Here is an 18171-nt window from a genome sequence, read left to right as displayed (position 1 = left end):
CCGGGGCGCCCCGGGGGGGGGGGGCGGCGGCGGGGGGGGGGGGGGGGGGCCGGGGGCGGGGGGGGGCGCCCCCGGGGGGCCCCCCCCCCGGCGGGGGGGCCCCCCCCCGGGGGGGGGGGGGGCCCGGCCCTCGGGCGAGATGGGCGCTCGGTGCCGCCGTCAGACGGTCCGCAGGGCCAGGACGACGTTGTGGCCGCCGAAGCCGAAGGAGTTGTTGACGGCCACGATCTGACCGTCCGGCAGCTTCCGGGCCTCACCGGAGACCAGACCCGGCTCGATCTCGTCGTCGAGGTCGGTGAGGTTGATCGTCGGCGGGGCGGTGCGGTGGTACAGGGCCTGGACGGTCGCGACCGTCTCGATGCCGCCCGCGCCGCCCAGGAGGTGACCGGTCATCGACTTGGTGGCCGAGATGGCCACGTGGTCGAGGTGGTCGCCGAGGACCTTGCGCAGCGCCTTGACCTCCGCGATGTCACCCTGCGGGGTGGACGTGGCGTGCGCGTTGAGGTGGTGGATCTGCGCCGGGTCGATGCCCGTGGCGGTCAGCAGCTGCTCCAGCGCGGCGGCGATGCCGCGGCCGGTGGGCTCCGGCTGGGCGATGTGGTGGGCGTCGGCCGACAGGCCCTGGCCCAGCACCTCGGCGTAGACCTTGGCGCCGCGCTTGGCGGCGTGCTCGGCCGACTCCAGGATGACGACGCCCGCGCCCTCGCCGAGGACGAAGCCGTTGCGGGCCTTGTCGTACGGGCGGGAGGCGCCCTGCGGGTCCTCGTTGTTCTTGGACATCGCCATCATGTTGGCGAAGGCCGCGATCGGCAGCGGGTGGATGGCCGCCTCGGTGCCGCCGGCGACGACCACGTCGGCACGGCCGGAGCGGATCATCTCGTACGCGTAGCCCACGGCCTCCGCGCCCGAGGCGCACGCGCTGACCGGGGTGTGCACACCGGCCCGGGCGTTGACCTCCAGGCCGACGTTGGCGGAGGGGCTGTTGGGCATCAGCATCGGCACGGTGTGCGGGGACACCTTGCGCGGGCCGGACGCCAGCAGGTTGTCGTACTGGTCGAGCAGGGTGGTGACGCCGCCGATGCCGGAGGCGATGACCGCGCCGAGGCGGTCGGGGTCGATCGAGCTGTCCTCGCCGGCCTTGGCGGCGAAGCCCGCGTCGGCCCACGCCTCACGGGTGGCGATGAGTGCGAACTGGGCAGAGCGGTCGAGCTTGCGTGCGACCGGGCGGGGCAGAACCTCCAGCGGCTCCACGGCGATCTGCGCCGCGATGCGCACCGGCAGTTCGGCGGCCCAGTCCTGGGTCAGGGCGGTGACGCCGGAACGGCCGGCGAGAAGCCCCTCCCAGCTCGACGCGCTGTCCCCGCCCAGCGGAGTGGTTGCGCCGATACCGGTGACGACCACGGTGTGATTGGTCGGGCTCACAGGGATTGTCTCTCCACGTCTAGAAGGGCGGGCGACAGACACGTCGTCCGGGACCGGCCTTGATCAGGCCTGGGCCTTGAGGATGTAGTCGACGGCGTCGCCGACGGTCTTGAGCTGCTTGACGTCGTCGTCCGGGATCTTCACCTCGAAGCGCTCCTCGGCGGCGACGACGACCTCGACCATGGACAGCGAGTCGACGTCCAGGTCGTCGGTGAAGGACTTGTCCAGCTGGACGTCCTCGGTGGGGATGCCGGCGATCTCGTTCACGATCTCGGCGAGACCCTCGACGATCTCTTCCTGGGTGGCGGCCATTGCGGCGCTCTCCTTCTTCGGTGCTGTTACTACGGGCTGCGGCGGGCGGGAGTGCGCCGCCGCGTGGGGTGTTGCCTAGGGGAGGGTAACGACCGTGGCGGCGTACACGAGACCCGCCCCGAACCCGATGATCAGGGCCGTGTCGCCGCTCTTGGCCTGTCCGGTGGCCAGCAGGCGCTCCATCGCGAGCGGGATCGACGCGGCCGAGGTGTTGCCGGTGGTCTCGATGTCGCGGGCCACGGCGACGTGCTCGGGGAGCTTGAGCGCCTTGATCATCGAGTCGATGATCCGCATGTTGGCCTGGTGCGGGATGAAGACGTCCAGGTCGTCCGCGGTGATCCCGGCGGCGTCCAGCGCCTCCTGGGCCACCTTGGCCATCTCGAAGACCGCCCAGCGGAAGACCGTCTGGCCCTCCTGGGTGATCGCCGGGAACTTCACCTGTCCGTCGGCGTCCACCGGGAGCTGTGCGACATCACCCACACGGAAGCGGTCCCATGCGACGGTCTGGGTGATGGTGTTGGACTTGTCGCCCTCCGAACCCCACACGGTCGGGCCGATCTCCGGCTCGTCGGCGGGGCCGATGACGACCGCGCCGGCGCCGTCGCCGAAGAGGAAGGCGGTGGCGCGGTCGGACTTGTCGGTCAGGTCGCTCAGCCGCTCGACGCCGATCACCAGGACGTGCTTGGCGCTGCCCTCGGTGACCATGCCCTTGGCGAGCGTCACGGCGTACGTGAAGCCGGCGCAGCCCGCGGAGATGTCGAACGCGGCCGGCTTGACCGCACCGATCCGGTGCGCGATCTCGGTCGCGACCGCCGGGGTCTGCTTGAAGTGGGAGACCGTGGCGACGATGACGCCGCCGATGTCCTCGGCGGAGATCCCCGCGTCGGCGATGGCCTTGCCCGCCGCGATCACGGACATCTCGGAGACCGTCTCGTCCGGGCCGGCCCAGTGGCGGGAGGCGATGCCGGAGCGGGAGCGGATCCACTCGTCGCTGGAGTCGATGTGCTCCAGGATCACCTCGTTGGGCACCACGCGGGTCGGCCGGTAGCCGCCGACGCCCATGATCCGTGCGTACGGGGAGCCCTTGGCGGGCCTGATCTTCGCGGTCATGTCTGCGAGGACTCCTATTCCTGGGCGCCGTGCTCGGCGACGATCGCGCGGGCGGCCTCGAGGTCGTCCGGGGTCTTGAGGGCCAGGGTCGCGACGCCGGGCATCGCTCGCTTGGCCAGGCCCACCAGAGTGCCACCCGGGACGAGCTCGATCACGGCGGTGACGCCGAGTTCCTTGAAGGTGTCCATGCACAGGTCCCACCGCACGGGGTTGGACACCTGCGACACCAGCCGCGCGACGACCTCCTTGCCGCCGGTGACGACCGTGCCGTCGGTGTTGGACACGTACGGCAGCGACGGGTCGGAGACCTCCAGCGTCCCCGCCAGCGCGTCCAGGGTGGCCACGGCCGGGGCCATGTGGTGGGTGTGGAAGGCACCCGCCACCTTCAGCGGGATCACCCGCGCCTTCTCCGGCTTGTCCGCGGTCAGCGCGGCCAGCTGCGCGATCGTGCCGGCGGCGACGATCTGTCCGGCGCCGTTGATGTTCGCGGGGGTGAGTCCGAGCTTCTCCAGGTGCGCCACGACCGTGTCCGGGTCCCCGCCGAGCACCGCCGACATGCCGGTCTCGGTGACGGCGGCGGCCGCGGCCATCGCCGTGCTGCGGGTGCGGACGAACGCCATCGCCGCGTCGGCGCTCAGCACCCCGCCGATCGCCGCGGCGGTGATCTCACCGACGCTGTGGCCGGCCACCGCGTGCGGCGCGCCGGCGCCGGGCAGCAGCCGCTCCGCCGCGACCAGGCCGGCGGCGACCAGCAGCGGCTGGGCGACGGCCGTGTCGCGGATCTCCTCCGCGTCGGCCTTGGTGCCGTAGTGGGCGAGATCGAGTCCGGCGGTCGCGGACAGCTCCGCGAGGCGATCGGAGACGCCGGGCAGATCGAGCCATGGGGCGAGGAAGCCGGGGGCCTGGGCACCCTGGCCGGGAGCGACGAGTACGAGCACGCTTTCAACTCTCTCTTGAGCGAGGTCGTCCCCGCCCGTGGGGACAGGGACCAAGAACCGACGGGCGATTTGTTGGTGTCCCACAAACGCCCTGCGTACACCTACGGTGTCTGTCCGGAGTCGGAGAGCCGGCCCAGGATGAGCGCGATACGAAGGGTGAACGCGGAGCGTACATCCGAGGGCGACCAGCCGGTGACGTCCGTCACACGTCGCAGGCGGTACCGGACGGTGTTGGGGTGAACGAACAACATACGGGCGGCCCCTTCGAGCGACGACGCCTGTTCCAGGTACACCGACAGCGTCTCCAGCAACGCCGACCCGGCTTCCTCCAGGGGCCTGTAGATCTCCTCCACCAGCTGATCGCGGGCGTAGCGGTCCCCGGCCATCGCCCGCTCCGGCAGCAGGTCGTCCGCCTGCACGGGTCTCGGCGCGTCCGGCCACGCGGCGCAGGCCCGCAGGCCGGCGGCCGCGGCCTGCGCGGAACGGGAGGCCGACAGCAGGTCGCCGACGACCGGGCCGGCCACCACCGGGCCCGCCGCGAAGGGGCCGATCAGCGCCTTGGCGACGCGCAGCGGCTCGTCGTCGCCGCCCGCGACCACGATCAGCCGGTCGCCCAGCACACCGGTCAGGACCTGCAGCTTCGCGTGGCGTGACGCCCGGCGGATGGCCTCCACGGTCAGTTCGCTGTCGCCGTTGGGGGCCGTGCCCAGCACCACCACGATCTTGTCGGGGGAGCTCCAGCCGAGCGCCGCCGCCCGCGACAGCACGCCCTCGTCCGCCTCCCCGGACAGCACGGCGTTGACCACCAGGGACTCCAGGCGGGCGTCCCAGGCCCCGCGCGCCTCCGCCGCCTGGGCGTACACCTGGGCCGTCGCGAAGGCGATCTCCCGGGCGTACACCAGCAGCGCCTCGCGCAGCACCGACTCGTCGCCGGGCGCGGCGACCTCGTCGATGGCCGCCTCCATCACCTCGATGGTGGTGCGCACCATCTCCACCGTCTGGCGCAACGAGATCGCCCGGGTCAGCTCACGCGGCGCGGTGCCGAAGACGTCGGTGCTGATCGCCTGCGGCGTCTCGGGGTGCCGGAACCACTCGGTGAACGCCGCGATGCCCGCCTGCGCCACGAGCCCGATCCACGAACGGTTCTCCGGCGGCATGGCCCGGTACCAGGGCAACTGTGCGTCCATCCGAGCGATCGCCGCCGCCGCGAGGCGCCCCGAGGACTTCTCCAGCCGTCGCAGGGTCGCGGTGTGGGAGTGGTCGCGGGCGGGGTCGAATGCGTTCTGCGCGGGTTCTGGCACGGTACAAGCCTGCCTTATCCGGGCGGAAGGATGGCACGGACCCCTGTTCTGCGCGCGTCCGTGCCTCAGATCCGGCCCCCCGAAGCGGTGTCCGCGGACAGCCGCTGGGCGACGTAGATGGGGACCACCGACAGCACGATCAGCACCGCGGCGACCACGTTGACCACGGGCGCCTGCTGCGGCCGGGCCATGTTGCCGAAGATCCACACCGGGAGCGTCTGGACCCCGGGCCCGGCGGTGAAGGTGGTGACCACGATCTCGTCGAAGGAGAGCGCGAAGGCCAGCAGGCCGCCCGCCAGCAGCGCCGAGCGGATCAGCGGGAAGGTGATGTCGCGGAAGACCTGGAAGGTGTCGGCGCCCAGGTCCATGGCCGCCTCCTCGTACGAGCCCGAGGTCCGCCGCAGCCGGGCCAGGACGTTGTTGAAGACCACCACGACGCAGAAGGTGGCGTGACCCACGACGACCGTGAACAGCCCGAGGCCCACGCCGAGCGGCTCCAGCACCGTGCGGAACGCCGTGTTCAGGGCGATGCCGGTGACGATGCCCGGCAGGGCGATCGGCAGGACCACCACGAAGGACAGTGCCTCACGGCCGAAGAACCGGTGGCGCTGGACGGCGAAGGCGATCAGCGTGCCCAGCACCAGGGACACCGCCGTCGCGCCGAGTCCGGCCCGCACCGAGGTCCACAGCGCGGCGCGGGCGCCGTCGCTGTGCCAGGCGTCGCCCCACCAGCGCAGGGTGAGCCCGGAGGGCGGCCAGCCGAAGGCGCGGTCGGCGTTGAAGGAGTTCAGCAGGACCAGCAGCAACGGAAGGTAGATGACGGCGAAGCCGAGCGCGGCCGCGACGCGCAGGGCGATCCGGGCGGGTCGGGACAGGTGCATGGCCTACGGTCCTCACAGACTCTGGAGCGCGCCGGTGCGTCGCACGGCCAGCAGGTAGACAACGATGATCGCGACCGGCACCGTGCCCAGGGCGGCGGCGAGCGGCAGGTCGAGGGTGATGTTGGAGTAGACGACGTTGCCGATGAGCTGCGTCTTGCCGCCGACGATCTGGACGGCGATGTAGTCGCCGAGGCTGAGCGAGAAGGTGAACACCGAACCGGCCGCCACCGAGGGCAGCACCATCGGCAGCACGACCGACCTGAAGGTGCGCCAGGTCCGCGCCCCGAGGTCCGCGGAAGCGTCCAGCAGGCTGCCGGGCAGCTGCTCCAGGCCGGCGTGCAGGGGCAGGATCATGTACGGCAGCCACAGGTAGGCCAGTACGACGACGGCGGCCGGCAGCCCGTACCCGGGGCCGTGCAGGCCGAGCGGGGCCAGCGCCCAGTCCAGCGGACCGTCCTCGGAGAGCATCACCCGCCAGGCGTAGGCCTTGACGAGGTAACTCGCCCACAGCGGGGTGAGCACGGCGACCACCAGCAGGTGCCGGTGGCGGGGCCGGGCCACCCGCGCGGTGTAGAAGGCGATCGGGAAGGCGATGACGACGTCGATGACGGTGACCGCGACCGCCACGCCGAGGCTGCGCAGCGCGACGTCCCGGTAGACCGGGGTCGTCCACAGGGCGTGGAAGTTGTCGGTGCTCCAGACCTTGACGACGTTCGAGGTGAAGGGGTCGGTGGTCCAGAAGGCGGAGAGGAACAGCGCGGCCAGCGAGCCCAGATAGGCCAGTACCAGCCACAGCAGCGGGGCGGACAGCAGCAGCGACAGCCGCAGCCGCGGGCGGCGGTGCAGGAAGCCCGCGAGCCGCCGCCCGGGTGTGGTGCTCGTGGTGGTCGTGGTGGTCACGGACGGTTCAGCCCTTGATCTCGGTCCAGGCCTGGACCCACTTGGCGTAGGGGACGCAAGCGACGTCGGTGCGGCCGTCGAGGCACTGCGGGATCGGGGTGTTCCAGAAGTGGACCTTCTTCCAGTACGGCTCGTCGGAGGCGTGGAAGACGGTGCAGTGGTTCTTGTCGGCGGTCAGCGCGCAGGACTTGGCGTTCGACGGGGCCTCGCCGAACCACTCGGCGACCTGGGCGTTGACCTTGGGCGAGACGATCCAGTCGAGCCACTTGTAGGCGCAGTTGGGGTGCTGGGCCTTGGCGGAGATCATCCAGGTGTCGGACCAGCCCGTCGCGCCCTCGCTCGGGAGGACGGCGGCGACCGGGGCCTTCTCGGCCTCGGCGAGGTTGGCGATGACCTGCCAGCTGGTGCCGATGACGGAGTCGCCGCTCTTGAACGCGGAGATCTCCTTGAGGTAGTCGCTCCAGTACTCGCCGATGTTGGCGTTCTGCTCCTTCAGCAGGGCGACCGAGGCGTCGAACTGCTTCTGGTCCAGGGCGTACGGGTCCTTGATGCCCAGTTCCGGCTTGGTCTTCATCAGGTACAGCGCGGCGTCCGCGATGGAGATGGGCGAGTCGTAGGCGGTGACGTGGCCCTTGTACGGGGAGGACTTGTCGAACACCGCGGACCAGGAGGTCGGCGCGGGGGAGACCTTGTCGGTGCGGTACATCAGCAGGTTGGCGCCGCGGCCGTGCGGGATGCCGTAGGCGACCCCGTTCACCGAGTTCCACTTCTGCATCTTCAGACTCGGGAAGATGTCCTTGTAGTTGGGCACCAGACCGGTGTTGACCGGGGCGGCGTCGCCCGAGGCGATCAGCCGCAGCGAGGCGTCGCCGGAGGCGGAGACGGCGTCGTACTGGCCGGTCTTCATCAGGCTGACCATCTCGTCCGAGGTGCCGGCCACCTTGGTGTTGACCTGGCAGCCGGTCTCCTTCTCGAACGGCGTGACCCAGTCGACGGACTTGTCGTTGGAGCCGTCCTCGGCGTAGCCGGCCCAGGCGATCAGGTTGACCGTGCCCTCGGTCTTCCCGAGGGTCTTCTGCGCACTGAGCTTCGGCGGGGTGAACCCGCTTCCGGAGCCGGAGCCCTTGTCGGAGGAGGACCCGCCGCAGGCGGTGGCCAGGGCCAGGAGGGTGCAGGCGGCGAGGGTACGGGTCAGACGCACGTGGACTCCGTTTCCGGTGGGGCGGGCTGGACGGTGACGTGGTGGCGGCGGTGCCACTGGAGGCGGACGCGGGTGCCCCGGTACGCGGCGACGTCCGCCGAGGAGGTCTCCCGGTTCTGCTGGAGGGCGGTCACCCGGCCGCCGTCGTCCAGGTCGACCAGGAAGCGGGTGGAGTCGCCGAGGTAGACGACCTCGGCGACGGTGCCCGAGACGGTGCGCAGCGCGGTGCCGTCGGTGTCGTCCGCGCCGGACGCCTCCTCCCCGGCGTCCAGCAGCCGGATCTTCTCCGGCCGGACGCTGTAGGTCCCGCTCTCGTCGGTGAGCAGGTTGGACGTGCCGACGAAGCCGGCGACGAAGGGGGTGGCGGGCCGCTCGTACACCTCGGCGGGGGTGCCGACCTGTTCGATCCGGCCGCCGTTGAAGACGGCGATCCGGTCGCTGAGGGTCAGCGCCTCCTCCTGGTCGTGGGTGACGAGGACGAAGGTGATGCCGACCGCGCGCTGGAGTTCCTTGAGCTCGACCTGCATCTGCTCGCGCAGCTTGAGGTCGAGCGCCCCCAGCGGCTCGTCCAGCAGCAGCACCTTCGGCCGGTTGGCCAGGGCCCGGGCCAGCGCCACCCGTTGCCGCTGCCCGCCGGACAACTGGGCGGGGCGCCGCCCGCCGAAGTCCGCCAGCCGTACCGAGGCGAGGGCGGCGCGGGCGCGCTCGGCGCGCTCGGCCTTGGGCACCTTGCGGATCCGCAGTCCGTACGCGACGTTCTGCTCGACCGTCATGTGCGGGAAGAGCGCGTAGTCCTGGAAGACGGTGTTCACGTCCCGCTCGAAGGGGGCGAGGCGGGTGACGTCCCGGCCGGCGAGTTCGACGCTGCCCGCGGTGGGGGCCTCGAAGCCCGCGACCATGCGCAGCACGGTGGTCTTGCCGGAGCCGGACGGCCCGAGCATCGAGAAGAACTCGCCGTCGGCGATCTCCAGGTCGAGGCCGTCGACCGCGCGCACCGGGCCGAACGACTTGGCCAGTCCCCGCAGCCGCACGGCGGGCGTTCCGGTGGCTGCTCCGCTGGCCGTTCCGCCGGCCGTTCCCTCCATGGGCGGGAACCTTTCTGTTCGCAAGGGCGTTGACTGAAAACCTATGAAGTTATATTTCAGAGGACAAGGCCTGGCCGGGGTAAAACTTTCCCCAAGTGAGAAGGTGTCCGGGTGAGCAAACTTTCGAATGGCGCGCTGCACGCCGTCTTCGCGCCCGTCGGCAACCTCGCCCGGGTGGACGCGGTCGTGCGGCGGCTGGCGGACGCCATCGAGCTGGGCCTGCTGGCCGACGGGGAGCAACTGCCCGGGGAGAGCGAACTGGCCACCCGGCTGGGCGTGTCCACGGTGACCTTGCGGGAGGCGCTCATGGCCCTGCGGCAGCAGGGGCTGGTCACCACCCGCCGCGGCCGCGGCGGCGGCAGCTTCGTCACCGCCCCGGGCCAGCCCCGGCACGCCAGGCTGGGCCACCGGCTGGCCGACTGGAGCACCGAGGAACTGCGCGACCTCGCCGACCACTGGGCCGCCGTGGCCGGTTCCGCCGCGCGACTGGCCGCCGAGCGCACCGGACCGGACGACCTCGCCCCGCTCCGGCGCTCCCTGGAGGAGTTCGAGACGGCCGACGACCTCGCCGCCCGCGGCCGCGTCTACGGCCGGCTCCATGTGGAACTCGCCGCCGCCTCCCAGTCGGCCCGTCTCACCAAGGAGGAGATCCGTATCCAGGCGGAGATCGGAGCGCTAATCTGTCTCGCACTCGGGGAGGACGACGCCCGCGCGGCGGCCGTCGCGCTGCACCGCGCGCTGATCGGCGCCGTGCGCGAAGGCGACGCGGAACGGGCCAGGTCCCTGGCCGAACGGCGGGTTCAGGACGCGATGGAGCGCCTGATCGGACTGCGTCTGACCGCCGCCGGCTGACCCGGGCGCCCCGCACCTCCCGTCCTCCCGCACCGGAGGCAGTCGCCGTGGTCATGAGCTCATCAACCGTCGTCGAGGACGTCGCCGCCGGTGTCGTGGACCGGGTCCGCGCCGCGCTCGAGGACGTCTTCGCCGCCGTCGGCCAGGTCGCCGAACGCACCACCGCCGTCGCCGCCGTGCGCGCGGCAGGCCGCGCGCCCACCTCCGCCGACCTCGCCGCGCTGCGGCCGCTGCTGCACGACCGGCTGCGCGGCCGGGGCGACCTGATCTCCGGCATCGGCTTCATCGCCGAACCCGGGCTGCTCGGCGACGTACCGGCCTGGCTGGAGTGGTGGCAGACGCACCGGGACGGGGAGTTGCGGCCGCTGCTGCTCGACCTCGACCCGCAGACCTCGGCGTACTCCGACTACACCCACTGGGACTGGTTCGCGCTGCCCCGCGCCACCGGCGAACGCGCGGTGGCCGGACCGTACGTGGACTACCTGTGCTCCGACGAGTACAGCCTCACGCTGTCGGTGCCGGTCCAGCACGGCGGCCGCTTCCTCGGCGTGGCCGCCGCGGACGTCTACCTGCGCCACTTCGAGGCCGCCGTGCTGCCGCTGCTGCGCCGGCTGCCGGCCCCGGCCGCGCTGGTCAACGCCCGCGGCCGGGTGGCCGCTTCCACCGATCCCCGGCACCTGGCAGGCTCGCTGCTGCGGAGCTTCAGCGGGCGGTCCTGCGGACCGATCCCGCTGACGCTGGTCACAACTGCGACAGCACCGCGTCCGTGAGCGCGGGCCACAACGGCAGCGCCCACTCGCCGAAGTCACGGCCCGTCAGCACCACGCAGGCCGCCCCGGCCCCGGGGTCGACCCACAGGAACGTGCCGGACTGCCCGAAGTGCCCGTAGGTGCCCGGCGAGGACGACGCGCCCGTCCAGTGCGGCGACTTGTGGCCCCGGATCTCGAAGCCCAGACCCCAGTCGTTGGGGTCCTGGCCGCCGTAGCCCGGCAGGACGCCCTTGAGCCCCGGGAAGGCCACCGAGGTGGCCGCGGCCACCGTCTCCGGCGCCAGCAGCCGCGGCGCCTGCAGTTCGGCGGCGAAACGCACCAGGTCGTCCACGGTCGAGACGGCGCCCGCGCCCGCCGAGCCCGGCAGGTCGGTGGCGTGCATGCCGAGCGGCTCCAGCACCGCCTGCCGCAGGTACTCGGCGAAGGGGATCTCGGTGGCCTTGGCGATGTGGTCGGACAGCGCCTCGAAGCCCGCGTTGGAGTAGATCCGCCGGGTGCCGGGCGCCGCCATCACCCGGTGCTCGTCGAAGGCGAGCCCGGAGGTGTGCGCGAGCAGGTGCCGTACGGTCGAGCCCTCCGGGCCGGCCGGCTCGTCCAGTTCGACCGCGCCCTCCTCCACCGCGACCAGCGCCGCGTACGCGGACAGCGGCTTGGTCACCGACATCAGCCGGAAGCGCCGCCCGGTCTCGCCGTACGTTCCCAGGACGGTGCCGTCGCGGCGGACGACCGCCGCCGCGGCCGTCGGGACAGGCCAGTTCTCGATCGCGCTCAGGCTGCTCAGGCTCCGCATGACGGTGAGCCTAACCAATGCCCTTGCCTGGAGTGCACTCCAGGGTTTTAGCGTGGAACCCATGACCGTGACGCAGGTGGCCAAGAGCAAGCCCGGCAGCGTACCCGGCAGCGCCGACGAGGCGCCGCACCCCCTCCCGGCCGGCCGGGACCGCTACACGATCAGCGAGGTCGCCGCCTTCACCGGCCTGAGCGCGCACACCCTGCGCTGGTACGAGAGGATCGGCCTGATGCCGCATGTCGACCGGTCCCACACCGGGCAGCGCCGCTTCACCCATCGCGACCTGGACTGGCTGGCCTTCGTCGGCAAACTGCGGCTGACCGGGATGCCGGTCGCGGACATGGTCCGCTACGCGGAGCTGGTGCGGCTGGGCGATCACACCTTCCCCGATCGCCGGGACCTGCTGGAGTCCACCCGGCGGGATGTGCTGCAGCGGATCGCCGAGCTCCAGGACACCCTCGCGGTCCTCGACCACAAGATCGACGTCTACGCCGACGCCCCCAGGGCGTCCGAGAGGGCATGAACCCCATGACCGACACGAACAACGAGCCGATCGCCACGGTCGCACTCGGCACGGACGGCCCCCTGGTCGGCGTGCAGGGCCTGGGCTGCATGGGCATCAGCGAGTTCTACGGACCGACCGACGAGGGCGCCGCCCGTGCCACGCTGGAGGCGGCGCTCGGCCTCGGCGTCACGCTCTTCGACACCGCCGACGTCTACGGTCTGGGCGCGAACGAGGAGTTCCTCGCTCCCTTCGTGCGGGCGCACCGCGACGAGATCACCCTCGCCACCAAGTTCGGCATCGAGCGCAAGGCCGACGACCTGCGGTACCGCGGCGTGCGCAACGACCCGGCCTACATCCGGCAGGCCGTCGACGCCAGCCTGCGCCGTCTCGGCACGGACGTCGTCGACCTGTACTACATGCACCGCCGTGACCCGGCCGTGCCGCTGGCCGAGTCGGTCGGCGCGATGGCCGAGCTGGTGCGGGCGGGCAAGGTCAAGCACCTGGGCCTGTCCGAGGTGACCGGGGCCGAGCTGCGCGAGGCGCACGCGGTGCACCCGATCGCGGCCGTGCAGTCGGAGTGGTCGCTGTTCAGCCGTGACGTGGAGGTCTCCCTCGCCGGTGCCGCCGCCGAGCTGGGCGTGGCCGTGGTGCCGTACTCCCCGCTCGGGCGCGGCTTCCTCACCGGCTCCTTCCAGGCCGCCTCGGAGCTGACGGCGGACGACTTCCGGCAGGCCCAGCCCCGCTTCACCGGGGAGAACGCCAAGCGCAACGCCGATCTGCTGGAGCCGCTGCGCAGGGCCGCCGAGGCGCACGACGCCACACCCGGCCAGATCGCCCTGGCCTGGGTCCAGCAGCGGGCCCAGGTGCACCGGCTGGCGGTCGTCCCGATCCCGGGCACCCGGAAGGCCGAGCGCGTGCGGGAGAACGCCGCCGCCACCCGGATCGTCCTGGACGAGACCGAGCTGGGGTGGCTGGAACCGATCGCGGGACAGGTCGCCGGTGACCGCTACGCGGACATGTCGTCCACGTCGGCGGCGCGCGAGTAGCCCTCGCGCTCCAGGGCGGGCCGCGACCGCGCGGCCCGCTGGATCGCCGCCAGGACGGCCGCCGCCAGCGGCAGCGACTCGTGGACCGGGCCGTAGCCGAGGCCGAACACCACGGCCGTCGGGTCGTCGTCCGCGCCGCCCGGCAGCCGGCCGCCGCCGTCGCGGGGGAGCAGCCGCAGGTGGCCGCCGAGTGCCTCGGGGGAGCGCCAGTCGAGGCCGGTCAGCCCGGCGACCGGGAAGTGCTGGTCGCCGGCCCGCCACTTCGCCGTGGAGGCGCCGGTCCAGAACCAGCGGAAGGACACCGTGTGCCCGTCGAAGGACGCCCTCCCGTCGTACGCCTTGAACGACAGGGGAGGGGCGGGGGCGTCCACGAGGTGGTGCGGGGCCGGCTCGTCCGCGTCGGCGCCCCGGGCGCCGATCGCGGTCAGCAGGTGCTCGGCGCACTGCTCGGCGAGCGGTTCGCGGGCGGCGGGCAGCACCAGACGGTAGGGGTCGGCGGCCTCCTTGAGCTGGCCGTCCGCCGCCTCCATCAGGGGGTCGGCACCCGGCCGCGGCACGGCGCGCAGCACCAGGGTGCCGCGCCTGCCCGGCGCGAGCTCCACGCCCGACAGAGCTGCGTAGGGGACGCGGCGCCGGCCGAGCACCTGGAGCAGCTTGGAGTTGCGCATCCCCCGCTCGTACCGGATGAGGACCGCGTCGGCATCGAACTCCCATACGGCGTTGGATCCGGCCAATACGTCACCCATACGAGTCATCGTAGGCCGGGTTCCCGCCGGGGGAACCTGCCGTGTGAGGCCGGTCTAGGCCACGCCCGCCGTGCAGGACCTGCCTTCGGCGCAGCGGACGTCCGGAAAGCGCCCGAGGGCGATACGGGTGAAGTTGGCGAGGCTGCCGGTGCCCGAGCGGAAGTAGCCCGCGTGGCCCTCGGCGCCGTCGGAGCTGACGACCCGGGCGCCGAAGGCCCGGGAGACCGGGTCCGCGCCGTGGCCCAGCCCCGCGATCTCCAGGTGCGGTACGTCGCCGATCCAGTCCGAGCTGTCCCGGGTGGCCCACACGCGGGCGCCCGTGCGCAGATCGGCCGCCCGGTCCACGCGCATGCCGGGGCTGCCGAAGACCGTGATGTCCGAGACCCGGCCGGCCGGCAGACCGGGTGCGGCCACACCGCACAGCACCGAGCCGTACGAATGGCAGAACAGCGCCACGTCGCCGCGCGCCGGCAGCGCCCGCACCAGGGCGGTCAGCCGGACCGCGCCCTGCTCGGCCCGTTCTCCGGTGGACGCGTCCAGGCCCACGCCGAGCGGGGTGGTCCAGTCGGCCCACGCGATGACGGCCGTGCGGGCGCCCGGATCGGCGGCCCGCTCGGCGGCGTACAGGGAGTGCGCCATGCCCGCCGGTGCCCGGTAGGGGAGGGCGGTGCGCTCGAAGGACATCACGTCGGTGTCGACACCGGGCACCACGATCGAGACCCGGTCCGCGCGCCGCAGGTCGCCGAGGACCTCGGCGACCCGGCCCCGGCCCGCCGGGTCGAAGGCGAGGATCTGCCGGCCGGGCTTCTGGAGCGAGGCATAGCGGCTCGCCAGCTCGGCCGCGTCCTTCCGGCCCTCGGCGCTGAGCAGCGGGCTGTGCGAGCGGGCGTTCTCCCGGGCCCGCTCGGTGCCGAGCGTGATCTGGTTGGCCTGGTAACGCAGCGTCAGCGGCGCGCCGTTGAGGTTGCCCACGATCAACGGGTAGCGCTTCGCCAGGCGCTGGGCCTGCGCCGGGCCGAGCGTGCCGAAGAAACGCGCCACGGCGTTCGCCCCGGCCTGCGGATCGGGCAGCGGACGGCCGCCCACCGTGGCGTGCCGCCAGGCGGCCGCGGCAAGGGACTTGGGGTCGCTGTCACCGGTGTGGTGACGCAGCGCCGTCCAGCCGGTGGTCGACAGCATGACGAAGACCACGGCCAGGGCCAGGAGGGCGCGCAGGGAGGGGGAGCTGAAACGCTCGTCGGCGAAATTCACTGCGTGCCACCATAGGAGACGGCGCCGGTCCCCTGAGCACGCCGTGACTCAAGTCACGTTTGAAAGAAGGAGATTCCGGACACACGCTGATGTTCGTCCCACGGTTGTGTCAGCACGGGGACGAGTTGGGCCAGGTGCTCCTCGGTGATCCGGCGGATCGACTCCACGCTCGTCTCGTCGCCGCCGCCCCACAGCCGCTGGGCGGCTCTGAGCACCCCGCCGACGGCGCCCACGAGCACCCGCGGCCGCGGATCGGCCGCGTCCAGGCCCTCACGGGCGGCGATGACGGCCGCCAGCCGCCCCTCCAGCACGGCCGAGCGGCGCATCTGCGCGGCCAGCAGGGTCGGCGTGGACTCGATGACCCGGTACATCGCCATGTACGTGGGCAGCGGCACGACGGCGACGATGAGCGCGCCGATGCCGTCCCACGACGCGCCCAGCGCCGCGTGCAGCGCCGCGAACGGCGGCTCGCCGGGCGGCCGGGCCGCGACCGCGGAGACGTAGGCGTCCTCGACGGTGTCCTCCAGCGCGAGGGCGACCTCCTCCTTGCCCGCGAAGTAGCGGAAGAACGTGCGCTGCGAGACGTCCACCGCGGCGGCTATCTCGTCCACGGTCGTCCGGTCGTAGCCCTGCGCCACGAACAGCTCCACCGCGGCCCGCACGAGCGCGTCCCGCGTGCGCTGCTTCTTGCGCTCCCGCAGGCCGCACACGGGCGTCCTGGGCATCGCGTACGTCATCTGCCGTCCACCTTTCCGGGCCCCCCTTCGAAACGGTTCTGCTTCCTGACAGTCACCGACGGATGAATGCTTTGGTCAAATGTCAGACGCTGCCATAATCTCTTGCCCATGACCCAAGCCTCCGTCGTCACCGGCCAGGCCCCGGACCCCATACCGGCGCCTGCCAAGAAGCCACTCCGCGGCCATCCCTGGCTGACCCTCTTCTCGGTCGCCATCGGCGTCATGGTCGTGGCGCTGGACGGCACCATCGTCGCCGTCGCCAACCCGGCCATCCAGGCCGACCTCGGCGCCTCCCGGGAGCAGATCCAGTGGATCACCACCGGGTACATGCTCGCCCTGGCCGTGTCGCTGATCACAGCGGGCAAGCTCGGCGACCGGTTCGGGCACCGGCAGACCTTCCTGATCGGCCTCGGGGGCTTCGCGGTCACCTCGGGCTTGATCGGCCTCTCCAGCGGCGTCGGCATGGTGATCGGGCTCCGCGTGCTGCAGGGCGTGTTCGGCGCGCTGCTGCAGCCCGCCGCGCTCGGCCTGCTGCGGGCCACCTTCCCGGCCGAGAAGCTCAACATGGCCATCGGCATCTGGGGCATGGTCATCGGCGCCTCCACCGCCGCCGGGCCGATCGCGGGCGGTCTGCTGGTCGAGCACGTCAACTGGGAGTCCGTCTTCTTCATCAACGTGCCCGTGGGCCTGATCGCGCTCGCCATGGGCCTGGTGATCCTCAAGGACGTCCGCGCCGACAAGGCGCCGCGCTCCTTCGACATCCCGGGCATCCTGCTGCTCTCCGGCGCGATGTTCGGCCTGGTGTGGGGCCTGATCAAGGCTCCGGAGTGGGGCTGGGGCAACGCGCAGACCCTGCTCTTCCTGATCGGCTCGGTGCTGCTGTTCGTGCTGTTCGCGCTCTGGGAGACCAGGGCCTCCGAGCCGCTGATCCCGCTGCGGATGTTCCGCTCGGTGCCGCTGTCCGCGGGCACCTTGCTGATGGTGCTGATGGCCTTCGCCTTCCTCGGCGGCCTGTTCTTCGTCACCTTCTACCTGCAGAACGTCCACGGGATGTCGGCGGTGGAGTGCGGTGTCCACCTGCTGCCGCTCACCGCGATGATGATCGTCAGCTCGCCGGTCGCCGGCATGCTGATCACCAAGTTCGGCCCGCAGGTGCCGCTGGTCGGCGGCATGGTGTGCACGGCGGTCGCCATGTTCGGCATGACCGGCCTGGAGGCCGACTCCGGTTCCCTGGTCATGTCCCTGTGGTTCGCGCTGCTCGGCCTCGGCCTCGCCCCGGTGATGGTCGGTGCCACCGACGTCATCGTCGGCAACGCCCCGCTGGAGCTGTCCGGCGTGGCCGGCGGTCTCCAGGGCTCCGCCATGCAGGTCGGCGGCAGCCTCGGCACCGCCGTCCTGGGGACGATCATGGCCTCGCGGGTGGACAGCGCGCTGCCCGGGAAGTGGGCCGCGGCGGGTCTGCCCCCGCTGAAGGGCGAGCAGGCCGCGCAGGCCGCGGACGCGGTCGTGGTGGGCGTGCCGCCGGTCGCCCCGAACACCCCGGCCGAGGTCGTCGCCGTGATCACGAAGGTCACGCACGAGACCTTCCTGTCCGGGATGGGGCTGGCCTTCATGGTGGCCGGCATCGTGGCCGCCTTCGCGGCGGCCGTCGCCTTCCTGACCAAGCGCGGCGTCAACGCGGACGCCGCCGGCGGCGCGGTGCACGTCTGACGCCGGCGAACTCCCTATCCGGGTGATCGAGGCCCGGGGCCCTTGGCGGCCCCGGGCCTCGTCGTTCACGGTGGTGCCCCGTACCCGGCGTACCGACAACGGGGAGTGATCCACATGCGCCGTGCCCTGACCCTGACCCTGACCCTGCCGCTCGCCCTGGCCGCGGGCGCCGCCGTCCTGGTGTCCCCCGCGACGGCGGGGGCGGCCCCCGCGGGCGGCTGCGACCCGGGGGAACTGTGCCTGTGGGCCCGGCCGGACTACGGCGGCCCCCGCACCGTCCACGAGCTCGCGGACACCGACGTCAACTCCTGCGTGCCGCTGCCCGCGGGCGTCACCGCGAAGTCCTTCGTCAACCGCACGCGCAAGCTCGTGACGACCTACCAGAGCGCCGAGTGCTCCACCGAGGGCGACTTCGTGACGTTCCCCTCCGGCACCTGGGTGCCGCAGTCCCGGCACACCATCCGGGCCTTCCAGATCGTCGACCAGTGACCGGCCGCCCGTGAGCCCGCGGGAAAGGGCAGGGCCCCCACCGCGACCGCGGTGGGGGCCCGTGCGAAGCGGGGACCGTCAGGCGTCGCCGCCGGCCGCGCCGGGGTCGGCGGCGGCCACGTCGA

At 72.4% G+C, this 18171-nt stretch carries 19 protein-coding genes; 6 read left to right on the top strand and 13 right to left on the bottom strand.

What is annotated here, in order from left to right:
• Window positions 1–159 precede the first annotated feature (159 nt).
• The 9 genes from fabF to ACIP98_RS40095 form a co-directional block, all read right to left on the bottom strand.
• Window positions 160–1422: a beta-ketoacyl-ACP synthase II gene (gene fabF, locus ACIP98_RS40135; protein ID WP_401981459.1), complete on the bottom strand. Its 1263-nt coding sequence runs from the start codon at window positions 1420–1422 to the stop codon at window positions 160–162.
• A 63-nt stretch (window positions 1423–1485) separates the two neighbouring features.
• A complete protein-coding gene (locus tag ACIP98_RS40130) occupies window positions 1486–1734 on the bottom strand; it encodes an acyl carrier protein (RefSeq protein WP_319662619.1) in 249 nt (82 codons plus the stop codon).
• A gap of 75 nt (window positions 1735–1809) precedes the next feature.
• Complete coding sequence (locus tag ACIP98_RS40125) at window positions 1810–2844, bottom strand: ketoacyl-ACP synthase III (protein ID WP_319662618.1); 1035 nt, start codon at window positions 2842–2844, stop codon at window positions 1810–1812.
• A gap of 14 nt (window positions 2845–2858) precedes the next feature.
• Entirely contained in the window at window positions 2859–3782 is a 924-nt protein-coding gene (locus ACIP98_RS40120; RefSeq protein ID WP_401981458.1) for an ACP S-malonyltransferase, read from the bottom strand.
• Window positions 3783–3883: 101 nt separating this feature from the next.
• A complete protein-coding gene (locus ACIP98_RS40115; RefSeq protein ID WP_319662615.1) occupies window positions 3884–5083 on the bottom strand; it encodes a helix-turn-helix domain-containing protein in 1200 nt (399 codons plus the stop codon).
• A 65-nt stretch (window positions 5084–5148) separates the two neighbouring features.
• Window positions 5149–5964, bottom strand: a complete 816-nt coding sequence (locus tag ACIP98_RS40110) for an ABC transporter permease (protein WP_319662614.1) — start codon at window positions 5962–5964, stop codon at window positions 5149–5151.
• A gap of 12 nt (window positions 5965–5976) precedes the next feature.
• Window positions 5977–6864, bottom strand: a complete 888-nt coding sequence (locus ACIP98_RS40105) for an ABC transporter permease (protein ID WP_319662612.1) — start codon at window positions 6862–6864, stop codon at window positions 5977–5979.
• A gap of 7 nt (window positions 6865–6871) precedes the next feature.
• Window positions 6872–8065 carry an ABC transporter substrate-binding protein gene (locus ACIP98_RS40100; RefSeq protein ID WP_319662611.1) on the bottom strand — a complete coding sequence of 398 codons (1194 nt, stop codon included), beginning with the start codon at window positions 8063–8065 and terminating at the stop codon, window positions 6872–6874.
• Window positions 8056–9150, bottom strand: coding sequence for an ABC transporter ATP-binding protein (locus ACIP98_RS40095; protein WP_401981457.1), 1095 nt, complete (start codon window positions 9148–9150; stop codon window positions 8056–8058). The genes ACIP98_RS40100 and ACIP98_RS40095 overlap by 10 nt, the downstream gene beginning before the upstream one ends.
• Window positions 9151–9261: 111 nt before the next feature.
• Here ACIP98_RS40095 and ACIP98_RS40090 point away from each other — a divergent pair, with 111 nt between their 5' ends.
• On the top strand, window positions 9262–10002 hold the full coding sequence (locus ACIP98_RS40090; RefSeq protein WP_319662608.1) for a GntR family transcriptional regulator: 741 nt from the start codon (window positions 9262–9264) through the stop codon (window positions 10000–10002).
• Between the two features lie 53 nt (window positions 10003–10055).
• A complete protein-coding gene (locus ACIP98_RS40085; RefSeq protein WP_319662607.1) occupies window positions 10056–10772 on the top strand; it encodes a cache domain-containing protein in 717 nt (238 codons plus the stop codon).
• Here ACIP98_RS40085 and ACIP98_RS40080 read toward each other — a convergent pair.
• The gene (locus ACIP98_RS40080; protein ID WP_319662606.1) at window positions 10744–11562 is read right to left on the bottom strand and encodes a serine hydrolase domain-containing protein; all 819 of its coding nucleotides are present in this window, start codon (window positions 11560–11562) and stop codon (window positions 10744–10746) included. The two genes, ACIP98_RS40085 and ACIP98_RS40080, sit on opposite strands and share 29 nt — an antisense overlap.
• 61 nt (window positions 11563–11623) lie before the next feature.
• On the opposite strand from ACIP98_RS40080, the gene ACIP98_RS40075 reads away from it, so the two are divergent.
• Both ACIP98_RS40075 and ACIP98_RS40070 read left to right on the top strand, forming a co-directional pair.
• A complete protein-coding gene (locus ACIP98_RS40075) occupies window positions 11624–12085 on the top strand; it encodes a MerR family transcriptional regulator (protein WP_401981455.1) in 462 nt (153 codons plus the stop codon).
• Window positions 12086–12090: 5 nt separating this feature from the next.
• Window positions 12091–13113 carry an aldo/keto reductase gene (locus ACIP98_RS40070; protein ID WP_401981453.1) on the top strand — a complete coding sequence of 341 codons (1023 nt, stop codon included), beginning with the start codon at window positions 12091–12093 and terminating at the stop codon, window positions 13111–13113.
• Here ACIP98_RS40070 and ACIP98_RS40065 read toward each other — a convergent pair.
• Genes ACIP98_RS40065 through ACIP98_RS40055 form a run of 3 tightly spaced genes read right to left on the bottom strand, consistent with a single transcriptional unit; the run spans window position 13074 to window position 15847 of the window.
• Window positions 13074–13859 carry a DUF4429 domain-containing protein gene (locus tag ACIP98_RS40065; RefSeq protein WP_401981450.1) on the bottom strand — a complete coding sequence of 262 codons (786 nt, stop codon included), beginning with the start codon at window positions 13857–13859 and terminating at the stop codon, window positions 13074–13076. The genes ACIP98_RS40070 and ACIP98_RS40065 overlap by 40 nt on opposite strands.
• 54 nt (window positions 13860–13913) lie before the next feature.
• Entirely contained in the window at window positions 13914–15110 is a 1197-nt protein-coding gene (locus tag ACIP98_RS40060; protein ID WP_319662601.1) for an alpha/beta hydrolase, read from the bottom strand.
• A 53-nt stretch (window positions 15111–15163) separates the two neighbouring features.
• A complete protein-coding gene (locus ACIP98_RS40055; RefSeq protein ID WP_319662600.1) occupies window positions 15164–15847 on the bottom strand; it encodes a TetR family transcriptional regulator in 684 nt (227 codons plus the stop codon).
• Between the two features lie 108 nt (window positions 15848–15955).
• On the opposite strand from ACIP98_RS40055, the gene ACIP98_RS40050 reads away from it, so the two are divergent.
• Window positions 15956–17557, top strand: a complete 1602-nt coding sequence (locus tag ACIP98_RS40050) for a DHA2 family efflux MFS transporter permease subunit (protein ID WP_319662599.1) — start codon at window positions 15956–15958, stop codon at window positions 17555–17557.
• A gap of 114 nt (window positions 17558–17671) precedes the next feature.
• Window positions 17672–18046, top strand: a complete 375-nt coding sequence (locus ACIP98_RS40045) for a peptidase inhibitor family I36 protein (RefSeq protein WP_319662598.1) — start codon at window positions 17672–17674, stop codon at window positions 18044–18046.
• Window positions 18047–18171 lie beyond the last annotated feature (125 nt).

The organism is Streptomyces sp. NPDC088354, from assembly GCF_044753585.1.
Taxonomy (GTDB): domain Bacteria; phylum Actinomycetota; class Actinomycetes; order Streptomycetales; family Streptomycetaceae; genus Actinacidiphila.
The sequence above is the reverse complement of the archived record's forward strand: the minus strand, read 5'-3'. Positions and strand labels throughout refer to the sequence as shown.